Below are 19,464 nucleotides of genomic sequence, written 5' to 3'. Positions count from 1 at the left end.
GTGCGGTTTAGCAAGAAAAATCTTCTTACCCTGGCCGGTGCGCTACTGGTGTACTTCCTCATCTTTAGCCTCCAGTCCCTGGGTATGATCAGCAAGTTCCAGGAAATTAACTTGATGATGCTGGGGATCAACATCATCCTGGCGGTAAGCTTAAACCTCATCGTCGGCTTCACCGGCCAGCTGGCCCTGGGGCATGCCGGCTTTATGGCCGTCGGCGCCTATGTGGCTGCCATCCTAACCATGAAGCTGCACCAGCCTTTCTTACTGGCCATTATAGCCGGGGCACTGGCGGCTGCTCTAGCGGGGATAATTATCGGCCTGCCAACCTTACGCCTGAAGGGCGATTACCTGGCCATCGCCACCCTTGGCTTTGGTGAAATTATCAAGGGGGTGGCCAATAATATCAACTACATTGGCGGCGCCGCCGGGATGATTGGTATCCCGCGCCTGACCAGCTGGACCTGGCTCTACCTGATGATGGTGCTGACCATCCTGGTTATAGTCAATTTTCTTAATTCTACCCACGGCCGCGCCTGTGTGGCCATCCGGGAAAATGAGATTGCCGCCGAAACCATGGGTATCAATACCACTTACTATAAAGTCCTGGCCTTTGCCATAGGCGCCTTTTTTGCCGGGATTGCCGGTGCCCTCTATGCCCATTATTTTTATCTCATCCAGCCGACCACTTTTACCTTTTTCCGCTCCTTTGACATCCTGGTCATGGTAGTCTTTGGCGGCCTGGGAAGCATCACCGGCTCCATTATTGCCGCGGCAGCCATTACCCTTATTAATGCCGCCCTCCAGGACCTGGCCGTTTTAAGGATGGTTATCTACGCCATATTATTGATTGTCATCATGGTTTTCCGCCCCCAGGGTTTAATGGGCACCAAGGAATTTACCCTGGACCGCTGGGTGCCGAAACGAGGTGAAGCCAGTGGCTCTGCTGGAAACTAGGGATTTGACAATTTCCTTTGGCGGCCTGATGGCGGTAGCCAATGTGGACCTGTGTTTACAGCAGGGAGAACTGGTAGGCCTGATTGGCCCCAACGGTGCGGGGAAAACGACGATTTTTAACCTGCTGACCGGTGTCTACCGTCCCACCAGGGGGGAGATTATTTTTAACGGCCAGAACCTGGTGGGCCTGAAACCCTACCAGATTACCCAGCGGGGGATTGCCAGGACCTTTCAGAATATCCGCCTTTTTGGCGATCTGAGTGTGCTGGATAATGTCCGTATTGCCTACCACTGGCACAGCCGCTACAGTGTACTCAACGCCATTTTACACCTGCCCTCCTTTCACCGGGGCGAGGCAGAGATACTGGCACGGAGTAAAGAACTCCTGCGGATATTTAAACTGGAACCCTATCAGCATGAAAAAGCCAAAAATTTGCCTTACGGCGAACAGCGCCGGCTGGAGATTGCCCGTGCCCTGGCGGCCCGGCCTAAACTCCTCTTGCTGGACGAGCCGGCGGCCGGGATGAACCCCCAGGAAACAAGGGAATTAATGGCCTTGATCAACTGGGTACGGCAGGAGTTCGACCTGACGATTTTATTAATCGAGCACGACATGTCCCTGGTAATGGGCATTTGCGAGCGCATTTATGTCCTGGATTACGGCCAGGTTATTGCCGAGGGACCACCAGAGGCCATTCGCAACAACGAACGGGTTATCGAGGCTTATCTGGGGCGGGAGGTGAACGGTGTTGCTCCTCAAGGTAGAAAACCTTAATGTCTATTACGGCGCCATCCATGCCCTGAAGGGCATTTTCCTGGAGGTAAATGAAGGCGAAATTGTAACCCTGATCGGGGCCAACGGGGCCGGTAAAAGTACTACCTTGAAAACCATTTCTGGTCTTTTACGGCCCCAGAGCGGCACCATCACCTACCAGGGCCAGAACATTAACGGCCTGCCGGCCCAGGCCATAGTAAAGATGGGCATTTCCCAGGTGCCGGAAGGCCGGCGGATTTTTCCCAATCTCACGGTGCGCGAAAACCTGGAGCTGGGTGCCTACCTGCACCGGGACCTGGAAGGAATAAATAAAAGTATGCAGGAGGTTTTCCGGCGCTTTCCGCGCCTCAAGGAACGCCAGAAACAGATGGCCGGTACCTTAAGCGGCGGTGAACAGCAGATGCTGGCCATCGGCCGGGCGTTGATGTCCCGGCCAAAGCTCATGCTGCTGGACGAGCCGTCCATGGGCCTGGCCCCTATCCTGGTACAGGAAATTTTTAATATCATCAGGGAGATCAACGAACAGGGGACGACGATTTTACTGGTAGAGCAAAACGCCAACATGGCCTTGAGCGTGGCCCACCGCGGTTATGTCTTAGAGACGGGACGGATCACCCTGGCAGGCAGTGCCGCCGAACTGGCCAGCAGCGAAGCCGTCAAAAAGGCCTACCTGGGCGGGTAATTGGTAAGCATTGGCGCTGCGGGCGGGTAGCTGTTATATTGACGGCAGGAAGTTAAATTACATTTAATTGTGCTTTTTGGAACAAAAGCGGAGTGGAAGCGGAGAGGGTGCGGAGATAATGGCACCTCGAGCTGTTAAACATGATTTAATTTAGCACCCCTTTGTAGTTTGAGTTTCCCTTGCGATATTAAGAGGCAAGAAAACTTGAGAGAGGATATCATTGGTGCGCTTTAGGGATAAAATAGCTGTTAAAAATGTAAGGAATTAGGCAATATGTGAGGACAGCTTGACTCAATTCCAGTGATGGTCGTATAATGGCGTGGGAGTGGATCGGGCCTGGTGGCCTGCCTGGACTTCAAATCCAGCCGGCGCGTGGGTGAGCCCCGGGCGCGGTGGGTTCGATTCCCACCCACTCCCGCCAGAAGTATAGTGCTAATGGGGGTCGTACCGTTCGCGAGAAGGAAACGACCTTTTATATGTTGTGCCAGGTTTTGCTTAAAAGCAGGTAAGGAGGTTTAAACCATGGCTGTCCTGGAAGTAGTCATAGCCCCCCTGGGAACAGGCAGTACCAGCCTCAGCCCGTATGTGGCCGATGCCCACAGGGTACTCCAGGAAACGCCGGGAATTAAGTACCAGCTGACGCCCATGGGGACCATTATCGAAGGTGAGCTGGATGTCTTATTTCCCCTATTGCAGCGGCTACACGAAGTACCTTTTGAAAAGGGCGCCCGGCGGTCGATGACCATTATCCGCATTGACGACCGGCGCGATAAGGAGTTGTCCATGGAAGGAAAGGTTAAATCGGTAGAGGAAAAGCTGGTAACAAGCAAATAGCCAGAGTGAATTAAACCCCACCGGCGGGTAAAAATGGAGGGAACCGCTAGTGGGGTTTTCTATTGTCGTACACCAGTGATTATTTCCCGATAGTAGCGCCACAAAATGGCTGGTCCGGTTAGCTGCTTGATTGACAACACTGGGGAACGATTATACAATGATCCCAAATAAATGGTTGCCGGAAGGAGAGGGCGAAGTGAGCCGGCCTGTACCCGCCGCAGGGGAGATTATCCTCTACCGATAAAGTAACCAAGGCTCAGGTCTATGCCCGTTATGGCGTACCTTACTACTGGGTGGTGGACCCCCAGGAAAAGACGGTGGAGGAGTTCCGCCTGGAAAGAGGTATTTACATGCTTATCCGCCGCTGGGAAAAAGAGGAACCTTTTACACCTGAACTCTTCCCGGGTCTGGCGGTTGAACTGGCAAAAGTTTGGGCTTAGGGAATCCGTCCCTGGAAGGAGGGCAAAAAGATGACTACGGCAATACGGGAAGCAGCAGTGACCTACGAAACTGGCAGGTCCCTACCGGAAGGCAAGCTAACCTTTGAGGAGTTCCTGGCCTGGTGCGACGAGGATACCTGGGCGGAGTGGGTGGACGGGGAGGTAATTGTCTTGACGCCAGCCAAGAGGAAACACCAGGATATTAAAGGTTTTTTGTACAGTGTTATACGTGAGTTCTTGCATTACAAAAAAACAGGGCGAGTTTTTGACGCTCCCTTCCTGGTGCGCTTGCCCGGTACCTTGCGCCGGGGCCGGGAACCGGATATCCTCTATGTCAGCAACGAAAAGCTTCCTCTTCTAAAGGAAACTTATATGGATGGCCCTCCCGACCTGATTGTAGAGATAACCTCACCGGAAAGCCTGGCCCGGGACCGGGGGGAAAAATATGTGGAGTACGAGGCCGCCGGAGTCCAGGAATACTGGCTTATCGACCCTGACCGGCAGGAGGCGGAGTTCTATCGCCTGGGAGAGAACGGCCGCTACCGGACCATAGCACCTGGCGGGAAGGGCGTTTACTGTACAGAGATCTTGCCAGGTTTCTGGCTCAAGGTAGACTGGCTGTGGCAGGACCCTCCTCCTTCTGTGATTACCTGTCTTAAGGAAATGGGTATAGTATAGAGTTTTCTTTACAAAGGGCCTCTTACCGTTTATAATGATAAACATGATGAGGAGGTGAGTCCTTTGGCCACCATTACCAAGGAAATGAGCATTACGGAAGTAGTCAGCAAGTACCCGCAGACGGTGCCGGTTTTTATGGAGCATGGGATGGGTTGCCTGGGCTGCGCGGCAGCACGCTTTGAAAATATCGAGCAGGGAGCCATGGCCCACGGTATTGATGTTGCCAGCCTTGTTGCCGACCTGAATAAGGTGGTAAACAAAGGGGCTAAGGAAGATTAAAGCTATACCAGGGGAAATCGCTCTTTATAACCAGCATAAAGGGCGATTTTTTTATAAAGGGGGAGGGGCACGGTGAGCTGCCCGGAGGACCGCTCTTTCCGGGAACTGGTGGTGGCTTTATCAACCATCCTGGATGTGGAAGAAGAAACCAAACTTTACCATGCCTGGCGGGTAGCCCTGGTGGCCCGGGAACTGGCCCAAAAAGTATTGCCCGGCCAGGCAACGCCGGTTTTTTATGCCGGCCTGCTTCACGACATTGGTGCCATGGGCCTGGACGACCACCTGGTACACCTTACGCTCAAGGCCGGAGCCTGGCAAAACCCGGAGATCAAAGACCATCCTGCCAGGGGGGCGGCCATGGTTACCCCCATTCCCGGTCTGGGCGAGGAAGTGGCGGCCATGATCCGGGATCACCATGAGCGCTGGGACGGTTCCGGCTACCCCCGGGGCCTTAAGGACGGAGCCATCGTCCCCGGTGCCCTGCTGCTGGGGCTGGCCGATGAATTTGATCTAACTCTGCGGGCTTACCCGGGCAGCGACTGGTCTACCGTCAAAAAGGCCATGGCCTGGACGGTCCAGGAGGCCTTTCCCCCGGAACTGTTAACAGTTCTCGATAGCTTGCTGGCGGGCTCGCTATTTGCGGAAGTAGCCACCAATGCAGCCCTGGAGTTAAAGATGTTCCGGGTAATTTTAGACCTGCCACCGGTAAATTTCCAGGTGGCTGAGCCGATGAAAGTTACCATCGACCTTTTTGCCCAGATAATCGACGCCAAACACGCTTATACGGCCGGTCATTCCCGGCGGGTGGCCAGCTACGCCATGCGGCTGGCCCGCTGCCTGGGCTTTAGCGAAGAAGCAATCCAGCGCCTGGAAATTGCCGGGCTCCTCCATGACTTTGGCAAAATTGCCGTTCCCCGGGCCATATTAGATAAACCAGGCCGGCTCGATGCCCGGGAATTAAAAGTGGTACGCCAGCATCCGGTGCGAACCATAGATTTATTGACCAGCGTTACCAGTTTAAAAGATATAGCCCATGATGCCGGCCTGCATCACGAACGTTATGATGGCCAAGGTTATCCTTATGGCCTGCATGATGGGGAAATTCCCCTGGGGGCGCGCATCATAGCCGTAGCCGATGCCTTTGATGCCATGACTTCCTTAAGGCCCTACCAGCCTACCCGGACACCCGAAGAAGCAGTGGCTATTCTAACCCGGGGTAGTGGCAGCCAGTTTGACCCGGCAGTTGTGGCCGTCGCCCCATGTTTGCTTACATAGCCAGAGGTGGTGATGGCCTTGCGTTCTTTGCGCTGGAAGATCGCCTTAAATTTTTTAACCCTCCTCTTCTTGACCCTGGTGGCTGCCTATCTTTACCTGCACCAGGCCATCCTTAACGCCCTGGGCCTGCCGTGGCTGCCGCCCTTCCGGGCCGGTGTCCTGGTAGCCAGGCTGGAAGGGCAGCTCCTGCTGACCATGCTGGTGGTCCTGGTAGTCATGACCGCCGGGACCTTTATCCTGTCCCGGGGGATAATTATGCCCCTGACGGCCCTGCTACCCCTGACGCAAAAGATTGCCGGCGGCGACCTGGAGCAGCGGATTGAGATTCAAAGTAATGATGAAATAGGGTTGTTGAGCCACCACCTCAATGTCATGGTGGAAACTTTACGCAACAACTTCCGGGAAATGGCAGAAGAAAGAAATAAAATGCAAGCAATTCTGGCCAGTATGAGTGACGCCCTGTTAACTGTGGACCAGGTGGGCCGGGTAATGCTCTTAAATCCGGCGGCCGAAACCATGTTCGGCAAGAAAGGGACGGAAGTTGAGCATAAGTATTTACTGGAAGTAATTCGCAATCATGAGATCGATAAACTCGTCAAAGAAATCCTGGCCAGCGGCATACCCCTGGAGATAGAAACCCGCCTTTTTCCTACCACTAACCAGCTTTTTAAAATTTATGGGGCGCCCATTATCAGTGCCCAAAAGCGGGTAGTGGGTGCGGCCCTGACCATCCGGGATATAACAAACATCCGCCGCCTGGAACAAATGCGGACGGAGTTTGTGGCCAATGTTTCCCATGAACTGCGCACGCCCCTGACGTCTATCCGGGGGTTTGTGGAGACTTTGCTGGAAGGGGCCCTGGAAGACCCGGAAGTGAGCCGCCGTTTTCTGGGGATTATCAATAAAGAGGCCCAGCGCCTGCAGCAGTTAATCGAAGATCTCCTGGCCCTTTCGCGGCTGGAAAATCAACCCCAGCGGATCCGCCCCGGACGGGCCAAGCTCATGCCTACCCTGGAAGGGGTTTTGGCTACTGTTAATCCCCTGGCCCGGGAAAAGGGAGTTAACCTGGAAGTACAAATACCGGCAGGCCTGCCGCCCCTGGCCATTGGCGAGAATTATTTAAGCCAGGTTTTGCTAAATTTAATTGACAATGGCATTAAGTACACCCCTGCCGGCGGCAGGGTCACGGTACGGGCCGGCCTGGAGAATGATGGCCTGCGGGTAGAAGTAGAAGATAGCGGTATTGGTATACCGGCAGCAAGCCTGCCCCGGGTTTTTGAACGTTTTTACCGGGTTGACAAGGCCCGTTCCAGGGAAATGGGGGGTACCGGCCTGGGCCTGGCTATAGTTAAGCATATCGTTGAAGCCCACGGTGGTAATGTCGGTGTAACCAGCCAGCCGGGGCAGGGCAGCTGTTTCTTTTTTACCTTACCGGTAGTAACTGAAGGAAAGGCCCAGGCGGAAAGCCCCATACCGGAGAAGGCCCAAAATTAATCTAAACTTAACAAGGCCATTATTGATTCTTAACAGGAATGAGTTATAATATCATTGAAGCCAATACCTGATTACCTCCAAATCAGGTGTCCTCTGACCTCCTTTAATATATACACTCTTTTGAGCCCAGGTTTTCTGGGCCACTTTTTTAGGTATAAAAATGAAGGCCGCTCCGTGGAGGAGGGCCTTCATTTTAAAGAGCCGGTCAGAACCTTAACTCCGGCTACGGCAGCTACCTGCATAGCCGGCGACAACCTTTCGGCTGCCACAGACCATTACGGCAACTACAATAACCTTTGCTCGACGACCACAGCTACCTGGGAAGCCCGTAAAGATCTCTCGACCTTTACGAACCTCGAGCTTTTTGGTGTTGAAAGCCTTGCGGCAACTATGGTCATCTTAGCTCGACCAGCAACCATCCTTGCCGACCTGCCATTAATCCTTCGGACTAACGGCAAGCCGTGACGAACCGCTGCTGATCTGCCCGCCGGCCGGCCAGCAAGCCTTTTGACCTGCTGGCGACCTTTGGCCGAAAATTAGCGAGCCCGGCATCGGACCCGATAATTTTCTGGGCTCGGCCCTGGCCGACCCTGCTGCTAGTATTATGCCCCCGTTAACAGCTAATATTTATACTTAAGCCCCCAAAATTGATGCCAATTTATGGATTAAGCTTAAGATAAAGCAATTCTAATGTGACTTTAATAATCTTTTGTTAAGCTAGAAGGAGTAAAAAGGAGTGAAGGAAAGTGCACCTGGAAGCGGACCTCCACACCCACACCATCGCCAGCGGCCATGCGTACAGTACCGTTAAGGAACTGGCTGAAGCTGCTGAAAAACGGGGACTGAAGATGATTGCCATTACCGATCACGGCCTCAAAATGCCCGGCGGTCCCCATGAATATCACTTCAGCAATCTGGTAGCCCTGCCTCGCAAGATTGGCAGCGTAGCAATTCTCCGGGGCGTGGAAGCAAATATCCTGGACCCGGAGGGGCACCTGGATGTACCCGACCGCCTGCTGGACCAGTTAGACATTGTCCTGGCGGGTTTCCATACAGGGACTGGTTTCGATAACCGGTCCGAGGAAGAATATACCCGGGCTGCCCTGGCGGCCTTAAGGAATCCCCGGGTCCATATTATCGTCCACCCGGGCAATCCCGAATTTCCCCTGAATATAGAAAAGCTGGTCCTGGCGGCTGCCGCCGAGCGTAAAGCCCTGGAAATCAATAACAATTCCTTCAATATCAGCCGGCCGGGCAGCCTGCCCCGCTGTCAGCTCCTGGCCAGGCTGGCGCAAAAATATAGGGTCTGGGTGGCTTTAAATAGCGATGCCCATGTCTTCACGGCAGTGGGCAATTTTGCCCGGGCCTGGCAGGTGGCCCGCAGTGCCGGTATTGGCGAAGACCAGGTGCTCAATTTGACTATCAACCGCGTTAAGGAATACCTGGGCTGGCATCGCCGGCGCCTCCAGCTAACCCAGGAAGAAAAGGCCTTGACTGGTAGGACTTCCCAACCCCGGGCGGTTGGTGTATAATGCCTGGGGGAGGTGATCTTCCTGGCGAAAACAAAAGAGCGCTTTGTCTGCCAGCAATGTGGCTATGAAAGCTTAAGTTTTTTAGGCCGCTGCCCCGGTTGCGGCAGCTGGAACAGCCTGGTGGCGGAGATGGTAACCCTGGAAGGAATAAGCCGGCCGGCTGGTTTGAAGGCACCTCCTGCTTTGCTGGCAGGGATAACCGATATTGCCGGGGAACGCCTGGTAAGTTCTTTCAGCGAGTGGGACCGGGTGCTGGGGGGTGGCCTGGTACCTGGTTCCTTGCTTCTGGTCGGCGGGGCGCCTGGCATTGGCAAGTCGACTTTACTCCTCCAGGTGGCCCACAGGCTTGCCGCCAGGTATGGCAAGATCCTTTATGTCTCCGGTGAAGAATCGCCCGGGCAGGTCAGGCTCAGGGCCCAGCGCTTGGGGGCCCTTAGTGGCGAGATTTATTTACTGGCCGAGACGGATGTAGAAGCCATCCTGGCCGGGATAGAAGGGTTAGGCCCGGTGGCAGTCATTGTGGACTCCATCCAGACCATGTTCCTGCCGGCCATCCAGGCGGCGCCAGGGAGCGTATCCCAGGTGCGGGAATGTGCGGCGCGTTTTTTGCGCCTGGCCAAAGACGGTGGCCCGGCAGTAATCCTGGTGGGGCACGTCACCAAAGAAGGCTTCCTGGCCGGTCCCCGGGTCCTGGAACACCTGGTGGACACCGTCCTCTACCTGGAAGGAGAACGCTACCAGGCCTACCGCATCCTGCGTGCCGCCAAAAACCGTTTCGGTTCCACCAATGAAATCGGGATCTTTGAGATGGTTACCGGGGGGCTTAAGGAAGTGGCCAACCCCTCGGAAATGCTCCTGGCCGAGCGGCCGGCCGGGGTAGCCGGCTCCTGTGTAGTGGCCTGCCTGGAAGGGACCCGGCCCCTGCTCCTGGAAATCCAGGCCCTGGTAAGCCCGACTACCTTTGGCAACCCGCGGCGGCTGGCTACAGGGGTCGATTTTAACCGCGCCCTGTTGCTTACGGCAGTACTGGAAAAACGGGCGGGATTACAGCTGGGGGGCTATGACGTTTACCTTAACGTCGCCGGCGGCATCGCCATCAATGAACCGGCAGCCGACCTGGCTATCTGCCTGGCCATCGCCTCCGGCCTTAAAGACCGGCCGGTAGAGGCCGAAACTTTAGTTTTAGGGGAAGTTGGCCTGGCGGGAGAAGTCCGGGCCGTAAGCCAGGTTGAAAGGCGCATCGAAGAAGCAGCCAGGCTGGGTTTCAGGCGTTTTCTCATCCCGGCGGGGAATAAATGCCGTCTAATAGGCCGGAATGATTACGAAATCTATGATGTACGCTCAGTGGTTGAGGCCCTGGAACTCGGTTTGACGGCTTAAATCATGTTATAATCATAATAGGCACGGCTTTGCCGGAACGGGGGGTAACAAAGGAATGTTTAAAGTGGGCGATAAAGTAGTGTATCCCATGCACGGGGCGGGAATCATTGAGGCCATCGAGGAGCGGGAGGTACTGGGTCAAAAGAAAAAATACTACATTATGCGCTTTCCCCTGGGTGATATGAAGGTGATGCTGCCCCTGGAAAGCGAGCAGGTGGTGGGTTTAAGGGAAGTGGTAGACGAAGAAGGCGTTGAACAAGTAATAAAGATTCTCAAAGAGAAAAAAGTTACCGGCAGTTCTGGCACCAACTGGAACCATCGCTACCGGGCCAACCTGGAGAAGCTGCGCAGCGGTAATATTTACCAGATAGCCGAGGTAGTCAGTATCCTGGCCAGGCGGGAGCACGATAAGGGGCTGTCCACCGGCGAGCGCAAAATGCTGGAAAATGCCCGCCAGATTTTAATCAGTGAACTGGCCCTGGCCCGTAACTATGAAAAAAAGCAGGTAGAAACCATGCTGGAAAAACTTTTAGCCTGATGGTTCCCATGGTATAAGATGGGGCCGGGTGAGGAAGAATTGAAAGAAAGGAAGTAAAGAAGGTGAAGGGATGTTGTACCGGATTTTACGGGGTGCCATAGCCCTGGTGGCGGCAGCGACGGGCTTTTATGCTGCCCAAATGGGACTGGCCATCTGGCAGCAGAGCTGGGGCACCAGGCCTCTACCGGGCCTGCGCTGGACCCTGCTGGCCCTGGTGACCTTGATTGCGGCCTTAACTGGCTATAGCCTGGCCCAGCGCCTGATTAATTTCATCACCCAATCGACGCGCTGGCTGGAAGGGAGGTTGCAGCGCACACCGGCCCAGGAAATAATCAGCGGTTCCTTAGGACTTATTTTTGGACTTATCATCGCTAATTTATTGGGGGCCTCTTTCTTTCACCTGCCCCTGGTGGGACCCTACATTCCTATGGCCGGCAGCCTCTTCTTTGGCTACCTGGGCTGGAGCCTGGGCACCAAGCGCAAGGACGAAGTCTGGGGACTGTTTAATCTCATTCCCCGCTGGGGTGGCAAGGACCGGGAAAAAGGCAAGGGTGAAGGCGGGAAACCGGTAGCCAAAATCCTGGATACCAGCGTTATCATTGACGGCCGCATAGCCGATATTATTAAAAGCGGCTTTATTGAAGGCACGGTGGTGATACCCTCCTTTGTTCTGGAAGAATTACGGCACATAGCTGATTCCTCTGACCTGTTAAAACGTAACCGCGGCCGGCGGGGCCTGGATATCCTCAATAAAATTCGCAAGGAAATGGCTGTGAACGTCAAGGTTCTGGAAGTTGATTTTGAAGACCTGACGGAGGTGGATAGCAAATTAGTTCGCCTGGCCCAGAAGCTGGCCGCCCCCATCCTGACCAATGATTACAACCTGAATAAGGTGGCTGAACTCCAGGGCGTGCGGGTACTGAACATCAATGAGCTGGCCAATGCTGTCAAACCCGTTGTCCTGCCGGGTGAAGAAATGACTGTCCAGGTCATCAAGGATGGCAAGGAGATTGGCCAGGGGGTGGCTTACCTGGATGACGGCACCATGATTGTGGTCGAAAATGGCCGCCGCTACATAGGCCAGACCATTGCCGTCCTGGTAACAAGCGTCCTGCAAACGGCAGCCGGCCGGATGATTTTTGCCCGGCCCAAAGGGCCGGAACGTAAAATAGGTTCCAACCACCAGGCCCTGGAGCGGGGTGAGTACCAGTGCCTTTCTTAAGCCTGATCGTGGCCGCCGCCGGCCAGGGCCGGCGGCTGGGGGCCGGCGGCAATAAGGTTTTTTTACCCCTGGGAGATAAACCCATCCTGGCCCACACCCTGGCGGTAGCCGAGGCTTCCCCCCTGGTAGATGAAGTCATCGTCGTTACCCGGCCCGAAAATATCCCCCTGTGCCACCAGGTGGTTACAGGTGGGCCTTACCGGAAGGTGAGGCAAATAGTCGCTGGTGGAAGGGAGAGGCAGGATTCCATTGCGGCCGGCCTTAAGGCCGTAGCGCCGGGGGCAGAATGGGTGGCCGTGCACGATGGTGCACGGCCTTTTTTGAGTCCGGCCCTGCTGGAGCGGGTGATTGCCGCGGCCCGGGATACCGGGGCGGCCGTTGCCGCCCTGCCGGTCAAAGAAACCATTAAGAAGGGGAATACCGACGATATGGTTACTGCCACCCTGGAACGCCGGGGCCTCTGGGCGGTACAGACGCCGCAAGTTTTCCGCCGGGACTGGCTGGCAGCGGCCTACCGGGAGGCCGAAATTAACGGCTGGCAGGCTACCGATGATGCGGCCCTGGTGGAAAGGGCGGGTTACCCGGTGAAACTAGTTCCAGGAGAAGAAGTAAATATTAAAATTACCACCCCGGGCGACCTGGTCCTGGCCCGGGCCATTGTGGCAGGTGATAGTTAATGCGTACCGGCTGCGGTTTTGATGTCCACCGCCTGGTCCCGGGCCGGCGCCTGGTCCTGGGCGGGGTTGAAATCCCCTGTTCCCTCGGCCTGGCCGGCCATTCTGATGCTGATGTTTTGCTTCACGCCCTGGCCGATGCCCTGCTGGGGGCGGCCGCCCTGGGGGATATCGGCAGGCATTTTCCCCCCGGGGATCCCCGGTATCAAGACGCCGATAGCCTGGTCCTGCTGCAGGAGGTTTACCGGATGGTCAGGCAGGCGGGCTACCGCCTGGGCAATGCCGATAGCATTATCATTGCCGAGCAGCCCAAGCTCGCGCCCTTTATTGACAGCATGCGGGAGAGGATAGCCCGGGCCCTGGAGGTTGATAAGGACCAGATCAGCATCAAGGCCACCACCACCGAGGGCCTGGGCTTTACCGGGCGGGGTGAGGGTATTGCCGCCCAGGCCAGCGTCTTGTTGCTTGACAGTGATGAACGCCCCGGTTTATAATGTTTCTGATTGAAGGTTTATAACGCTAACGGCTATGAGCAGGGAGAGTAGGCGCACCAAGGGTCACCAGAGAGGGATCACCGGTGGCTGGAAGTGGTCCCGGATACCGGGCGTTGAAGTGCCCCTGGGAGCTGCAGGGCTGAAAGTGAAGTAGGCCCTGCCGGCGGGCCCCGTTATTGGCCGGGGCAGTATATTGCCCGCTGAGGGGGAGAGCAATCTCCAAACAGGGTGGAACCGCGGCCTTTCGTCCCTGACGGGATGAAAGGCTTTTATCTTATCGGGAGGAGGTTGATAGCTTTGTGGCGGCAGTTAAAAAGGGATATTGAAGTTATTTTCCAGCGCGACCCGGCAGCCAGGAGCCTGCTGGAGGTCATCCTCTGTTATCCCGGTTTTCATGCCCTGCTCCTCCACCGTATCGCCCATTTCTTTTACTGCCACGGCCTGATTCTCCTGGCAAGGCTCATTTCCCAGTTCAACCGCTTCCTGACCGGGATTGAAATCCATCCCGGGGCTAAACTGGGTGAAGGCGTTTTCATCGACCACGGCATGGGAGTGGTCATCGGCGAGACGGCAGAAGTAGGTAATAACGTTACCCTGTACCAGGGAGTTACCCTGGGGGGTACCGGCAAGGAAAAGGGAAAGCGTCACCCCACCATTGGCAACAATGTCGTCATCAGTGCCGGGGCCAGGGTCCTGGGGAATATTACTATAGGCGACAATGTCAAAATAGGCGCCGGTTCCGTTGTTTTACGTGATGTGCCGGCCAACTGCACGGTGGTAGGTGTTCCGGGCAAGGTGGTCGTCCGTAACGGGCGCAAAATTGCCGATGCCGAAGTCAGCGAAATCGACCTCCGCCACGACGAACTGCCGGATCCGGTGGCTGAAATGCTCCTCTGCCTGCAACGCCAGATCCAGCGGTTGGAACAAAGGATCGAAGAACTGGAGGCCAGCAAGGATGAGCATTTACCTGTACAATACGCTGACGGGACGAAAGGAAGAGTTCACTCCGGCTGAGCCGGGCCGGGTGCGGATGTATGTCTGCGGTCCGACCACTTATAACTATATCCACCTGGGCAACGCCCGGCCCCTGGTGGTCTTTGACGCCTTACGCCGTTACCTGGAATACCGGAATTATGACGTCCTTTATGTCCAGAATTTCACTGACATCGACGACAAGGTCATCAACAGGGCCCGGGAAGAAGGAGTACCGGCTTTAAGTATAGCTGAACGTTATATTGAAGAGTTTTTCCGCGACGCCGATGCCTTAAATGTGAAGCGGGCCTCCCTTTATCCCCGGGTCAGCCAGCATATAGGAGATATTATCGCCGCCATCGAGGAGCTTATGAGGCGCGGTTTTGCCTATGAAGCCGGCGGCGATGTTTACTTTGAAGTAGAAAAGTTCCCCGCCTACGGCCGCCTGTCCAGGCGTAGCCCCGGGGAAATGCGGGCCGGCGCCAGGGTGGAAGTCAATACCGCCAAGCGTAATCCCCTGGATTTTGCCCTCTGGAAGGCCGCCTGCCCCGGGGAACCGGCCTGGGATAGCCCCTGGGGGCCGGGCCGGCCGGGCTGGCATATCGAGTGCTCCACCATGGCCTTGAAATACCTGGGGGCAGGGTTCGATATCCACGGCGGCGGCGCCGATCTCATTTTCCCCCACCATGAAAACGAAATTGCCCAGGCAGAAGCCCAGACAGGCTGCCCTTTTGCCCGTTTCTGGCTGCATAACGGTTTTATCACCGTCAACCAGGAAAAGATGTCCAAGTCTAGAGGCAATTTTTTCCTGGTAAGGGACATCGCCAGCCGTTTCCGGCCCCTGGCCGTGCGCCTGTTTTTACTTGCTACCCATTACCGCAGCCCCATTGACTTTGATGACGCCGGGCTCCTGGCCGCCGAGAAGGGCCTGGAACGCCTGGAAAATACCCGCCGCCTTTTGAACGAGGCCCGCTGCCACCTGGGGGGTGCCGGTGGGTCAACTGCCAGCAGCGAAGAGGGTGCTACCCTGGCCGGGCGGGTTGAAGAACTGCGCCGGGAGTTTACGGCTGCCCTGGATGATGACTTCAATACGGCGCGGGCTCTGGCGGCCCTTTACGACCTGGCCCGGGAGATCAATAGCTACCTTGGCGGGACGGCCCGGCCGGAGGCCGGGGTTGTTAATAGGGCAGCTACGGTTTTTGAGGAACTGGGCGAAAACGTCCTGGGCCTCTTTGGCCGGCCCCAGCAGCAGCTGGATGATGCCCTCCTGGAAGGCCTCATGGACATCATTTTAAGTATCCGCCAGGAAGCCCGGCAGCGCAAAGACTGGGCCACGGCCGATGCCATCCGCGACCGTCTCAAAGCCCTGGGGATAATCCTGGAGGATACCCCCCACGGGTCCCGCTGGAAGAAAAGCTGAGGACTCCCTCATGGCAGCACGCCGCCACCAGCGAGGGCATGAAAATCCTGGCTGGCATTTGTCGGAAGCGAGCGAGCTTCTACCGAGTGGCGAAGCGGCCCGGGCGAAGCTGAGGGATGATAAGCGGGGCCGAGGACAGCGAGGCCTTCGGCCGGATTCTAAAGGCAAGGATGCCGAATAGGCCGGGAACCCCGCCTTAAGCCCGAGGCTGAGCCTTAGGCCGCTCCACAAGGGCCAGGGAGCGAGCGCGACAATGCCAGCCTGCAATAGAGTTATTTTCGGAGGAGCCCCCCATGGGGGCTGGCGCCCCCTCCACGACACATGAAATAGGTGATAGTATAAGTTAAAACACTGCCATGAAAAGGATCGATTTCGCTCTGGTGCCGGACAAGGAGCCCGAGGAGGAGTCTGATCCAGACACCTTTAGGAACCACGAACTGTAAAGCAGGCCTCAACAAGGTAAAGTACCCGCCTTGGAAGGCTGAGCACGTGGAGGAGATTCTTAGACCATGGAGGTGTCTCTTGGCAGTAGTTAAATAAAAAATAAAAAAGAAAGAGGGGAAAGCAAGAAACCACGAAATGGAAGTAGTGTATGAACGCTGCTGTGGGCTAGATGTCCACAAGAAAAAGGTAGTGGCGTGTCTGATCACGCCAGGAGAAAAACAACTAAAACAAGAAATAAGAACCTTTGGCACCATGACCGAAGACTTAGAAGGGTTACGGGGATGGCTTTTAGAAAACGGAGTTACTGCCGTAGCCATGGAAAGCACCGGAGTATATTGGAAACCGATATACAACATTTTAGAAGGCCAAATACCAGAATTAATATTGATCAACCCCGAACACTTTAAAGCCTTAAAGGGGAAGAAAACCGACTGCAAAGACGCGGTGTGGCTAGCCGAACTTTTAAGGCATGGCCTGCTAGCAGGAAGCTTTATCCCGCCGAAAGAAATAAGGGAATTAAGGGAGTTAACCAGGTATAGGGCGGCTTTGGTAGCAGAACACAGCCGCGAGGTGCAAAGGGTCCAAAAGCAGCTAGAAAACAGCAATATCAAATTAAGTTCAGTAGCCACAGATATCATGGGCGTATCAGGGCGAGAGATACTAAAAGCGATGCTTAACGGGAACGAAGATCCAAAAGAACTAGCGCAAATGGCCAGGGGGAAATTACGCAAGAAGATACCAGAACTAGAAAAAGCCCTGGAGGGGAAAATAGAAGAACATACCCGGCTATTGTTGAAACAACAACTAGAGCACCTGGAGTTTTTAGAGCAACAAATCGAAGAACTAAATGCCGAAATCGAAAAAAGGATGGAGCCTTTTTTCGAAGAAGCGGGGAGACTAGCTGAAGTAAACGGCATAAAAAAAGAAGCAGCCCAGGATATAATTGCCGAAATAGGCGTCGACATGACCCCCTTTCCTGATGCTGACCATTTAGCCTCATGGGCAGGGGTCTGTCCCGGTAACAACGAAAGTGCCGGTAAACGAAAGAGTGGGAAAACCCGTAAAGGAAATCAACACTTAAGAGCAATATTAGTCCAATGTTCCTGGGCCGCAATACGAACAAAAGACAGCTATCTCTCCGCGAAATATCGTCGATTAGCGCCACGACTAGGCAAGAAAAAAGCCCTGCTAGCCATCGCCCATAGTCTGATAAAAATTATCTACCATCTCCTAAAAGATAAAGCCCATTACCAGGATCCAGGACCAAACTACTATACCAAAGAAGAACGAGAACGCCGAATAAGGCGGTTAGTAAAGCAAATAGAAGCCCAAGGTTACACAGTAACTCTAGAAGAAAAGCCTTCTGTTGCCTAGTTTTAAAAAAAGCCAAAGGAAAGATAAATGCTAGGTGCAAGCATGCAATGGTAAAAAGACACATTTTAGTATAGCTATACCGCCAGAGTAAAGTTTATACAGCAATAACGCACACTAATTATTTCCACTAAAGTGAAATATGGGCTGAACTGTAAGCCTTAGTGATTTCGGAGGAGCGACAGTGGATCCTGTTGCCGGCCTTTCGCCCCTGGTTCTCGCTTATGTCGGAGACGCCGTTTACGAACTGCTGGTCCGCGCCCACCTGGTGCGCCGGGGTCCGGCCAGGCCGGAGCAATTGCACCGGGAAGCCGTGCGTTTCGTCCGGGCCGCCGGCCAGGCCAGGTTAGTACCGGCCCTGGAGGCCCACTTAACGGCTGCGGAAAAGGATATCCTGCGCCGGGGCCGTAACGCCCGGCCGGGTCACCTGCCCCGCAGCGCCGTCCCGGAGGAGTACCACTCCAGCACGGCCCTGGAAAGCCTCTTCGGTTACCTGTACCTCAAGGGCGAGTGGCAAAGGCTGGACGAGCTTGCCCGGCTCATTTTTGAGCTGGCGGAAGTATAACAGGGAGAGGATTAAAATGCAAGTCGAACTCATCAGCCATACCCCGGAGCCGGAGCGCCTGGTGGCCGCGGCGGCCCGCCTCTGTTATTCGCCCCGGGGGGCAACCAGGCTCCTGGCCGCAATGGATAGGGAGGAAATAGAAAGGCTGCTGCGCCTGCTTTTATCCCTGGGCCATGAATCCCCCCTGGAGCATATTACCTTTACCTTTGCCATAGAAGGGGTCAGCCGCGTCCTTTCCCACCAGCTGGTCAGGCACCGCATAGCTTCCTATTCCCAGAAATCCCAGCGTTACGTCAACGAAGACAACTTCACCTACATTATCCCCCCCAGCATCGCCGCCGTGCCGGCAGCCCTGGCCCGCTACCAGGAATGTATGCGGGCCTTACAAAAGGCATATCATGAAATACAGGAGCTGGTCCCCCGGGAAGATGCCCGCTACCTGTTACCCAATGCCTGCGAGACCAAACTGGTCTGTACCTTTAATGCTCGCAGTTTGTTTAATTTTTTTCGCCTGCGTTGCTGTAACCAGGCCCAGTGGGAAATCCGGGAGCTGGCCTTAAAAATGAGGGAGCAGGTGAGAAAGGTAGCTCCCCTCATTTTTAGCCACGCCGGGCCTACCTGCGAGACGGAGGGCGTCTGCCACGAAGGCGCCCGGAGTTGTGGCCGGGCGCCGGTTGTCCGTGCCAGGGAGGAAAGTTAATGGACGATATTGTTGCCGGCCGCAATCCGGTCCGGGAAGCCCTGCGGGCCGGCCGGCCCTTGCATAAAATTTTAATGGCCCCCCGGCTGGAAGGCAGGGTAATTGGCGAGATCCTCGCCCTGGCCCGTAGCCAGGGAATTCCTGTCCAGAGGGTGGACAGGCCGGTCCTGGATAAAATGGCAGGTTCCCGGCACCAGGGCGTGGTAGCCCTGGCGGCGGCCAGGAGTTATGCCGAACTTGAGGACCTCCTATCCCTGGCGCGGGAAAAACAGGAGCACCCCTTTTTAATCATGCTGGACCAGGTGGAGGATCCCCATAACCTGGGGGCCATTTTACGCTCGGCAGAAGCCGCCGGCGCCCACGGCCTTATTATCCCCCGGCGGCGCACGGCGGGGTTAACCACAGCCGTGGCCCGGGCTGCTGCCGGAGCCCTGGAGTATGTCCCTGTAGCCAGGGTGACCAACCTGTCCCAGGCCATCGCCAGGCTAAAGACTGAAGGGATCTGGGTCATTGGTGCTGAGGGCGATGGCACCAGGGAAGCCTTTGCTACCGATTTTACCATACCCCTGGTCCTGGTCTTGGGGAGCGAGGGCCGGGGGCTTTCCCCCCTGGTCAGGTCCCACTGTGATTTTACCGTGCGACTGCCCCTGCGCGGGAGAATTAATTCTTTAAATGTTGCTGCCGCGGCTGCGGTTTTAATGTATGAGGTCATCCGCCAGAGGTATTGCTGCCCGGTATGAA

The 19,464-nt window shown here is 55.5% G+C and carries 22 protein-coding genes, 1 tRNA gene and 1 other annotated feature; all 23 genes read left to right on the top strand.

Translation table 11 applies throughout. The annotated features are described in order from the left end of the window. On the top strand, positions 1 to 954 hold the full coding sequence (locus MGLY_RS06245; RefSeq protein WP_156276235.1) for a branched-chain amino acid ABC transporter permease: 954 nt from the start codon (positions 1 to 3) through the stop codon (positions 952 to 954). Then, positions 935 to 1,729: an ABC transporter ATP-binding protein gene (locus MGLY_RS06240; RefSeq protein WP_156272547.1), complete on the top strand. Its 795-nt coding sequence runs from the start codon at positions 935 to 937 to the stop codon at positions 1,727 to 1,729. The genes MGLY_RS06245 and MGLY_RS06240 overlap by 20 nt, the downstream gene beginning before the upstream one ends. Next, positions 1,704 to 2,411 carry an ABC transporter ATP-binding protein gene (locus tag MGLY_RS06235; RefSeq protein ID WP_156272546.1) on the top strand — a complete coding sequence of 236 codons (708 nt, stop codon included), beginning with the start codon at positions 1,704 to 1,706 and terminating at the stop codon, positions 2,409 to 2,411. Before MGLY_RS06240 ends, MGLY_RS06235 begins: the two co-directional genes overlap by 26 nt. A 321-nt stretch (positions 2,412 to 2,732) precedes the next feature. Beyond that, positions 2,733 to 2,832 (top strand) — tRNA-Sec (locus MGLY_RS06230). Positions 2,833 to 2,933: 101 nt separating this feature from the next. After that, a complete protein-coding gene (locus MGLY_RS06225; protein WP_156272545.1) occupies positions 2,934 to 3,245 on the top strand; it encodes an MTH1187 family thiamine-binding protein in 312 nt (103 codons plus the stop codon). 206 nt (positions 3,246 to 3,451) lie between these two features. Further along, positions 3,452 to 3,685 carry a Uma2 family endonuclease gene (locus tag MGLY_RS18450; protein WP_211662132.1) on the top strand — a complete coding sequence of 78 codons (234 nt, stop codon included), beginning with the start codon at positions 3,452 to 3,454 and terminating at the stop codon, positions 3,683 to 3,685. Positions 3,686 to 3,715: 30 nt separating this feature from the next. Further along, positions 3,716 to 4,363 (top strand): Uma2 family endonuclease, encoded by a 648-nt coding sequence (locus MGLY_RS06215; protein WP_156272544.1) that lies wholly within the window; start codon positions 3,716 to 3,718, stop codon positions 4,361 to 4,363. Between the two features lie 84 nt (positions 4,364 to 4,447). Next, a complete protein-coding gene (locus tag MGLY_RS06210; RefSeq protein ID WP_062281441.1) occupies positions 4,448 to 4,642 on the top strand; it encodes a DUF1858 domain-containing protein in 195 nt (64 codons plus the stop codon). Positions 4,643 to 4,714: 72 nt separating this feature from the next. Then, entirely contained in the window at positions 4,715 to 5,917 is a 1,203-nt protein-coding gene (locus MGLY_RS06205; protein ID WP_156272543.1) for an HD-GYP domain-containing protein, read from the top strand. Positions 5,918 to 5,935: 18 nt separating this feature from the next. Then, positions 5,936 to 7,411, top strand: a complete 1,476-nt coding sequence (gene pnpS, locus MGLY_RS06200) for a two-component system histidine kinase PnpS (RefSeq protein ID WP_156272542.1) — start codon at positions 5,936 to 5,938, stop codon at positions 7,409 to 7,411. 174 nt (positions 7,412 to 7,585) lie between these two features. Beyond that, entirely contained in the window at positions 7,586 to 7,876 is a 291-nt protein-coding gene (locus MGLY_RS06195; RefSeq protein ID WP_156272541.1) for a hypothetical protein, read from the top strand. Between the two features lie 281 nt (positions 7,877 to 8,157). Beyond that, complete coding sequence (locus MGLY_RS06190) at positions 8,158 to 8,943, top strand: phosphatase (RefSeq protein WP_156272540.1); 786 nt, start codon at positions 8,158 to 8,160, stop codon at positions 8,941 to 8,943. Positions 8,944 to 8,964: 21 nt separating this feature from the next. Then, positions 8,965 to 10,323, top strand: a complete 1,359-nt coding sequence (radA, locus tag MGLY_RS06185) for a DNA repair protein RadA (protein ID WP_156276233.1) — start codon at positions 8,965 to 8,967, stop codon at positions 10,321 to 10,323. Between the two features lie 55 nt (positions 10,324 to 10,378). Next, positions 10,379 to 10,861 (top strand): CarD family transcriptional regulator, encoded by a 483-nt coding sequence (locus MGLY_RS06180; RefSeq protein ID WP_156272539.1) that lies wholly within the window; start codon positions 10,379 to 10,381, stop codon positions 10,859 to 10,861. 70 nt (positions 10,862 to 10,931) lie between these two features. Continuing rightward, entirely contained in the window at positions 10,932 to 12,083 is a 1,152-nt protein-coding gene (locus MGLY_RS06175; protein WP_156272538.1) for a PIN/TRAM domain-containing protein, read from the top strand. Continuing rightward, entirely contained in the window at positions 12,071 to 12,760 is a 690-nt protein-coding gene (gene ispD, locus MGLY_RS06170; protein ID WP_156272537.1) for a 2-C-methyl-D-erythritol 4-phosphate cytidylyltransferase, read from the top strand. Before MGLY_RS06175 ends, ispD begins: the two co-directional genes overlap by 13 nt. Beyond that, on the top strand, positions 12,760 to 13,251 hold the full coding sequence (ispF, locus tag MGLY_RS06165) for a 2-C-methyl-D-erythritol 2,4-cyclodiphosphate synthase (RefSeq protein ID WP_156272536.1): 492 nt from the start codon (positions 12,760 to 12,762) through the stop codon (positions 13,249 to 13,251). Before ispD ends, ispF begins: the two co-directional genes overlap by 1 nt. Before the next feature lie 25 nt (positions 13,252 to 13,276). Further along, positions 13,277 to 13,506 (top strand) — a binding site (T-box leader). Positions 13,507 to 13,509: 3 nt separating this feature from the next. After that, on the top strand, positions 13,510 to 14,265 hold the full coding sequence (gene cysE / locus MGLY_RS06160) for a serine O-acetyltransferase (protein WP_170291196.1): 756 nt from the start codon (positions 13,510 to 13,512) through the stop codon (positions 14,263 to 14,265). Then, positions 14,213 to 15,643: a cysteine--tRNA ligase gene (cysS, locus tag MGLY_RS06155; protein WP_156276231.1), complete on the top strand. Its 1,431-nt coding sequence runs from the start codon at positions 14,213 to 14,215 to the stop codon at positions 15,641 to 15,643. The genes cysE and cysS overlap by 53 nt, the downstream gene beginning before the upstream one ends. A gap of 579 nt (positions 15,644 to 16,222) precedes the next feature. Next, a complete protein-coding gene (locus MGLY_RS06150; RefSeq protein ID WP_156271235.1) occupies positions 16,223 to 17,461 on the top strand; it encodes an IS110 family RNA-guided transposase in 1,239 nt (412 codons plus the stop codon). A gap of 181 nt (positions 17,462 to 17,642) precedes the next feature. Next, on the top strand, positions 17,643 to 18,023 hold the full coding sequence (locus tag MGLY_RS06145; protein WP_156272534.1) for a Mini-ribonuclease 3: 381 nt from the start codon (positions 17,643 to 17,645) through the stop codon (positions 18,021 to 18,023). Between the two features lie 16 nt (positions 18,024 to 18,039). Continuing rightward, on the top strand, positions 18,040 to 18,723 hold the full coding sequence (gene thyX / locus MGLY_RS06140; RefSeq protein ID WP_156272533.1) for an FAD-dependent thymidylate synthase: 684 nt from the start codon (positions 18,040 to 18,042) through the stop codon (positions 18,721 to 18,723). Further along, positions 18,723 to 19,463, top strand: coding sequence for a 23S rRNA (guanosine(2251)-2'-O)-methyltransferase RlmB (gene rlmB / locus MGLY_RS06135; protein WP_156272532.1), 741 nt, complete (start codon positions 18,723 to 18,725; stop codon positions 19,461 to 19,463). Before thyX ends, rlmB begins: the two co-directional genes overlap by 1 nt. Position 19,464 lies beyond the last annotated feature (1 nt).

Origin of the sequence: Moorella glycerini, from assembly GCF_009735625.1 — a bacterium.
Taxonomy (GTDB): Bacteria; Bacillota; DSM-521; order Neomoorellales; family Neomoorellaceae; genus Neomoorella; species Neomoorella glycerini.
This window is presented reverse-complemented; position numbering and strand designations above follow the sequence as displayed.

Excerpts from the sequence above, each read along its gene's own strand:
- MGLY_RS06225 (WP_156272545.1), top strand. The coding sequence starts at position 2,934 with ATGGCTGTCCTGGAAGTAGTCATAGCCCCCCTGGGAACAGGCAGTACC.
- MGLY_RS06175 (WP_156272538.1), top strand. The coding sequence starts at position 10,932 with ATGTTGTACCGGATTTTACGGGGTGCCATAGCCCTGGTGGCGGCAGCG.
- cysE (WP_170291196.1), top strand. The coding sequence starts at position 13,510 with ATGAAAGGCTTTTATCTTATCGGGAGGAGGTTGATAGCTTTGTGGCGG.
- MGLY_RS06180 (WP_156272539.1), top strand. The coding sequence starts at position 10,379 with ATGTTTAAAGTGGGCGATAAAGTAGTGTATCCCATGCACGGGGCGGGA.
- MGLY_RS06215 (WP_156272544.1), top strand. The coding sequence starts at position 3,716 with ATGACTACGGCAATACGGGAAGCAGCAGTGACCTACGAAACTGGCAGG.
- ispF (WP_156272536.1), top strand. The coding sequence starts at position 12,760 with ATGCGTACCGGCTGCGGTTTTGATGTCCACCGCCTGGTCCCGGGCCGG.
- rlmB (WP_156272532.1), top strand. The coding sequence starts at position 18,723 with ATGGACGATATTGTTGCCGGCCGCAATCCGGTCCGGGAAGCCCTGCGG.
- thyX (WP_156272533.1), top strand. The coding sequence starts at position 18,040 with ATGCAAGTCGAACTCATCAGCCATACCCCGGAGCCGGAGCGCCTGGTG.
- MGLY_RS06210 (WP_062281441.1), top strand. The coding sequence starts at position 4,448 with ATGAGCATTACGGAAGTAGTCAGCAAGTACCCGCAGACGGTGCCGGTT.
- MGLY_RS06150 (WP_156271235.1), top strand. The coding sequence starts at position 16,223 with ATGGAAGTAGTGTATGAACGCTGCTGTGGGCTAGATGTCCACAAGAAA.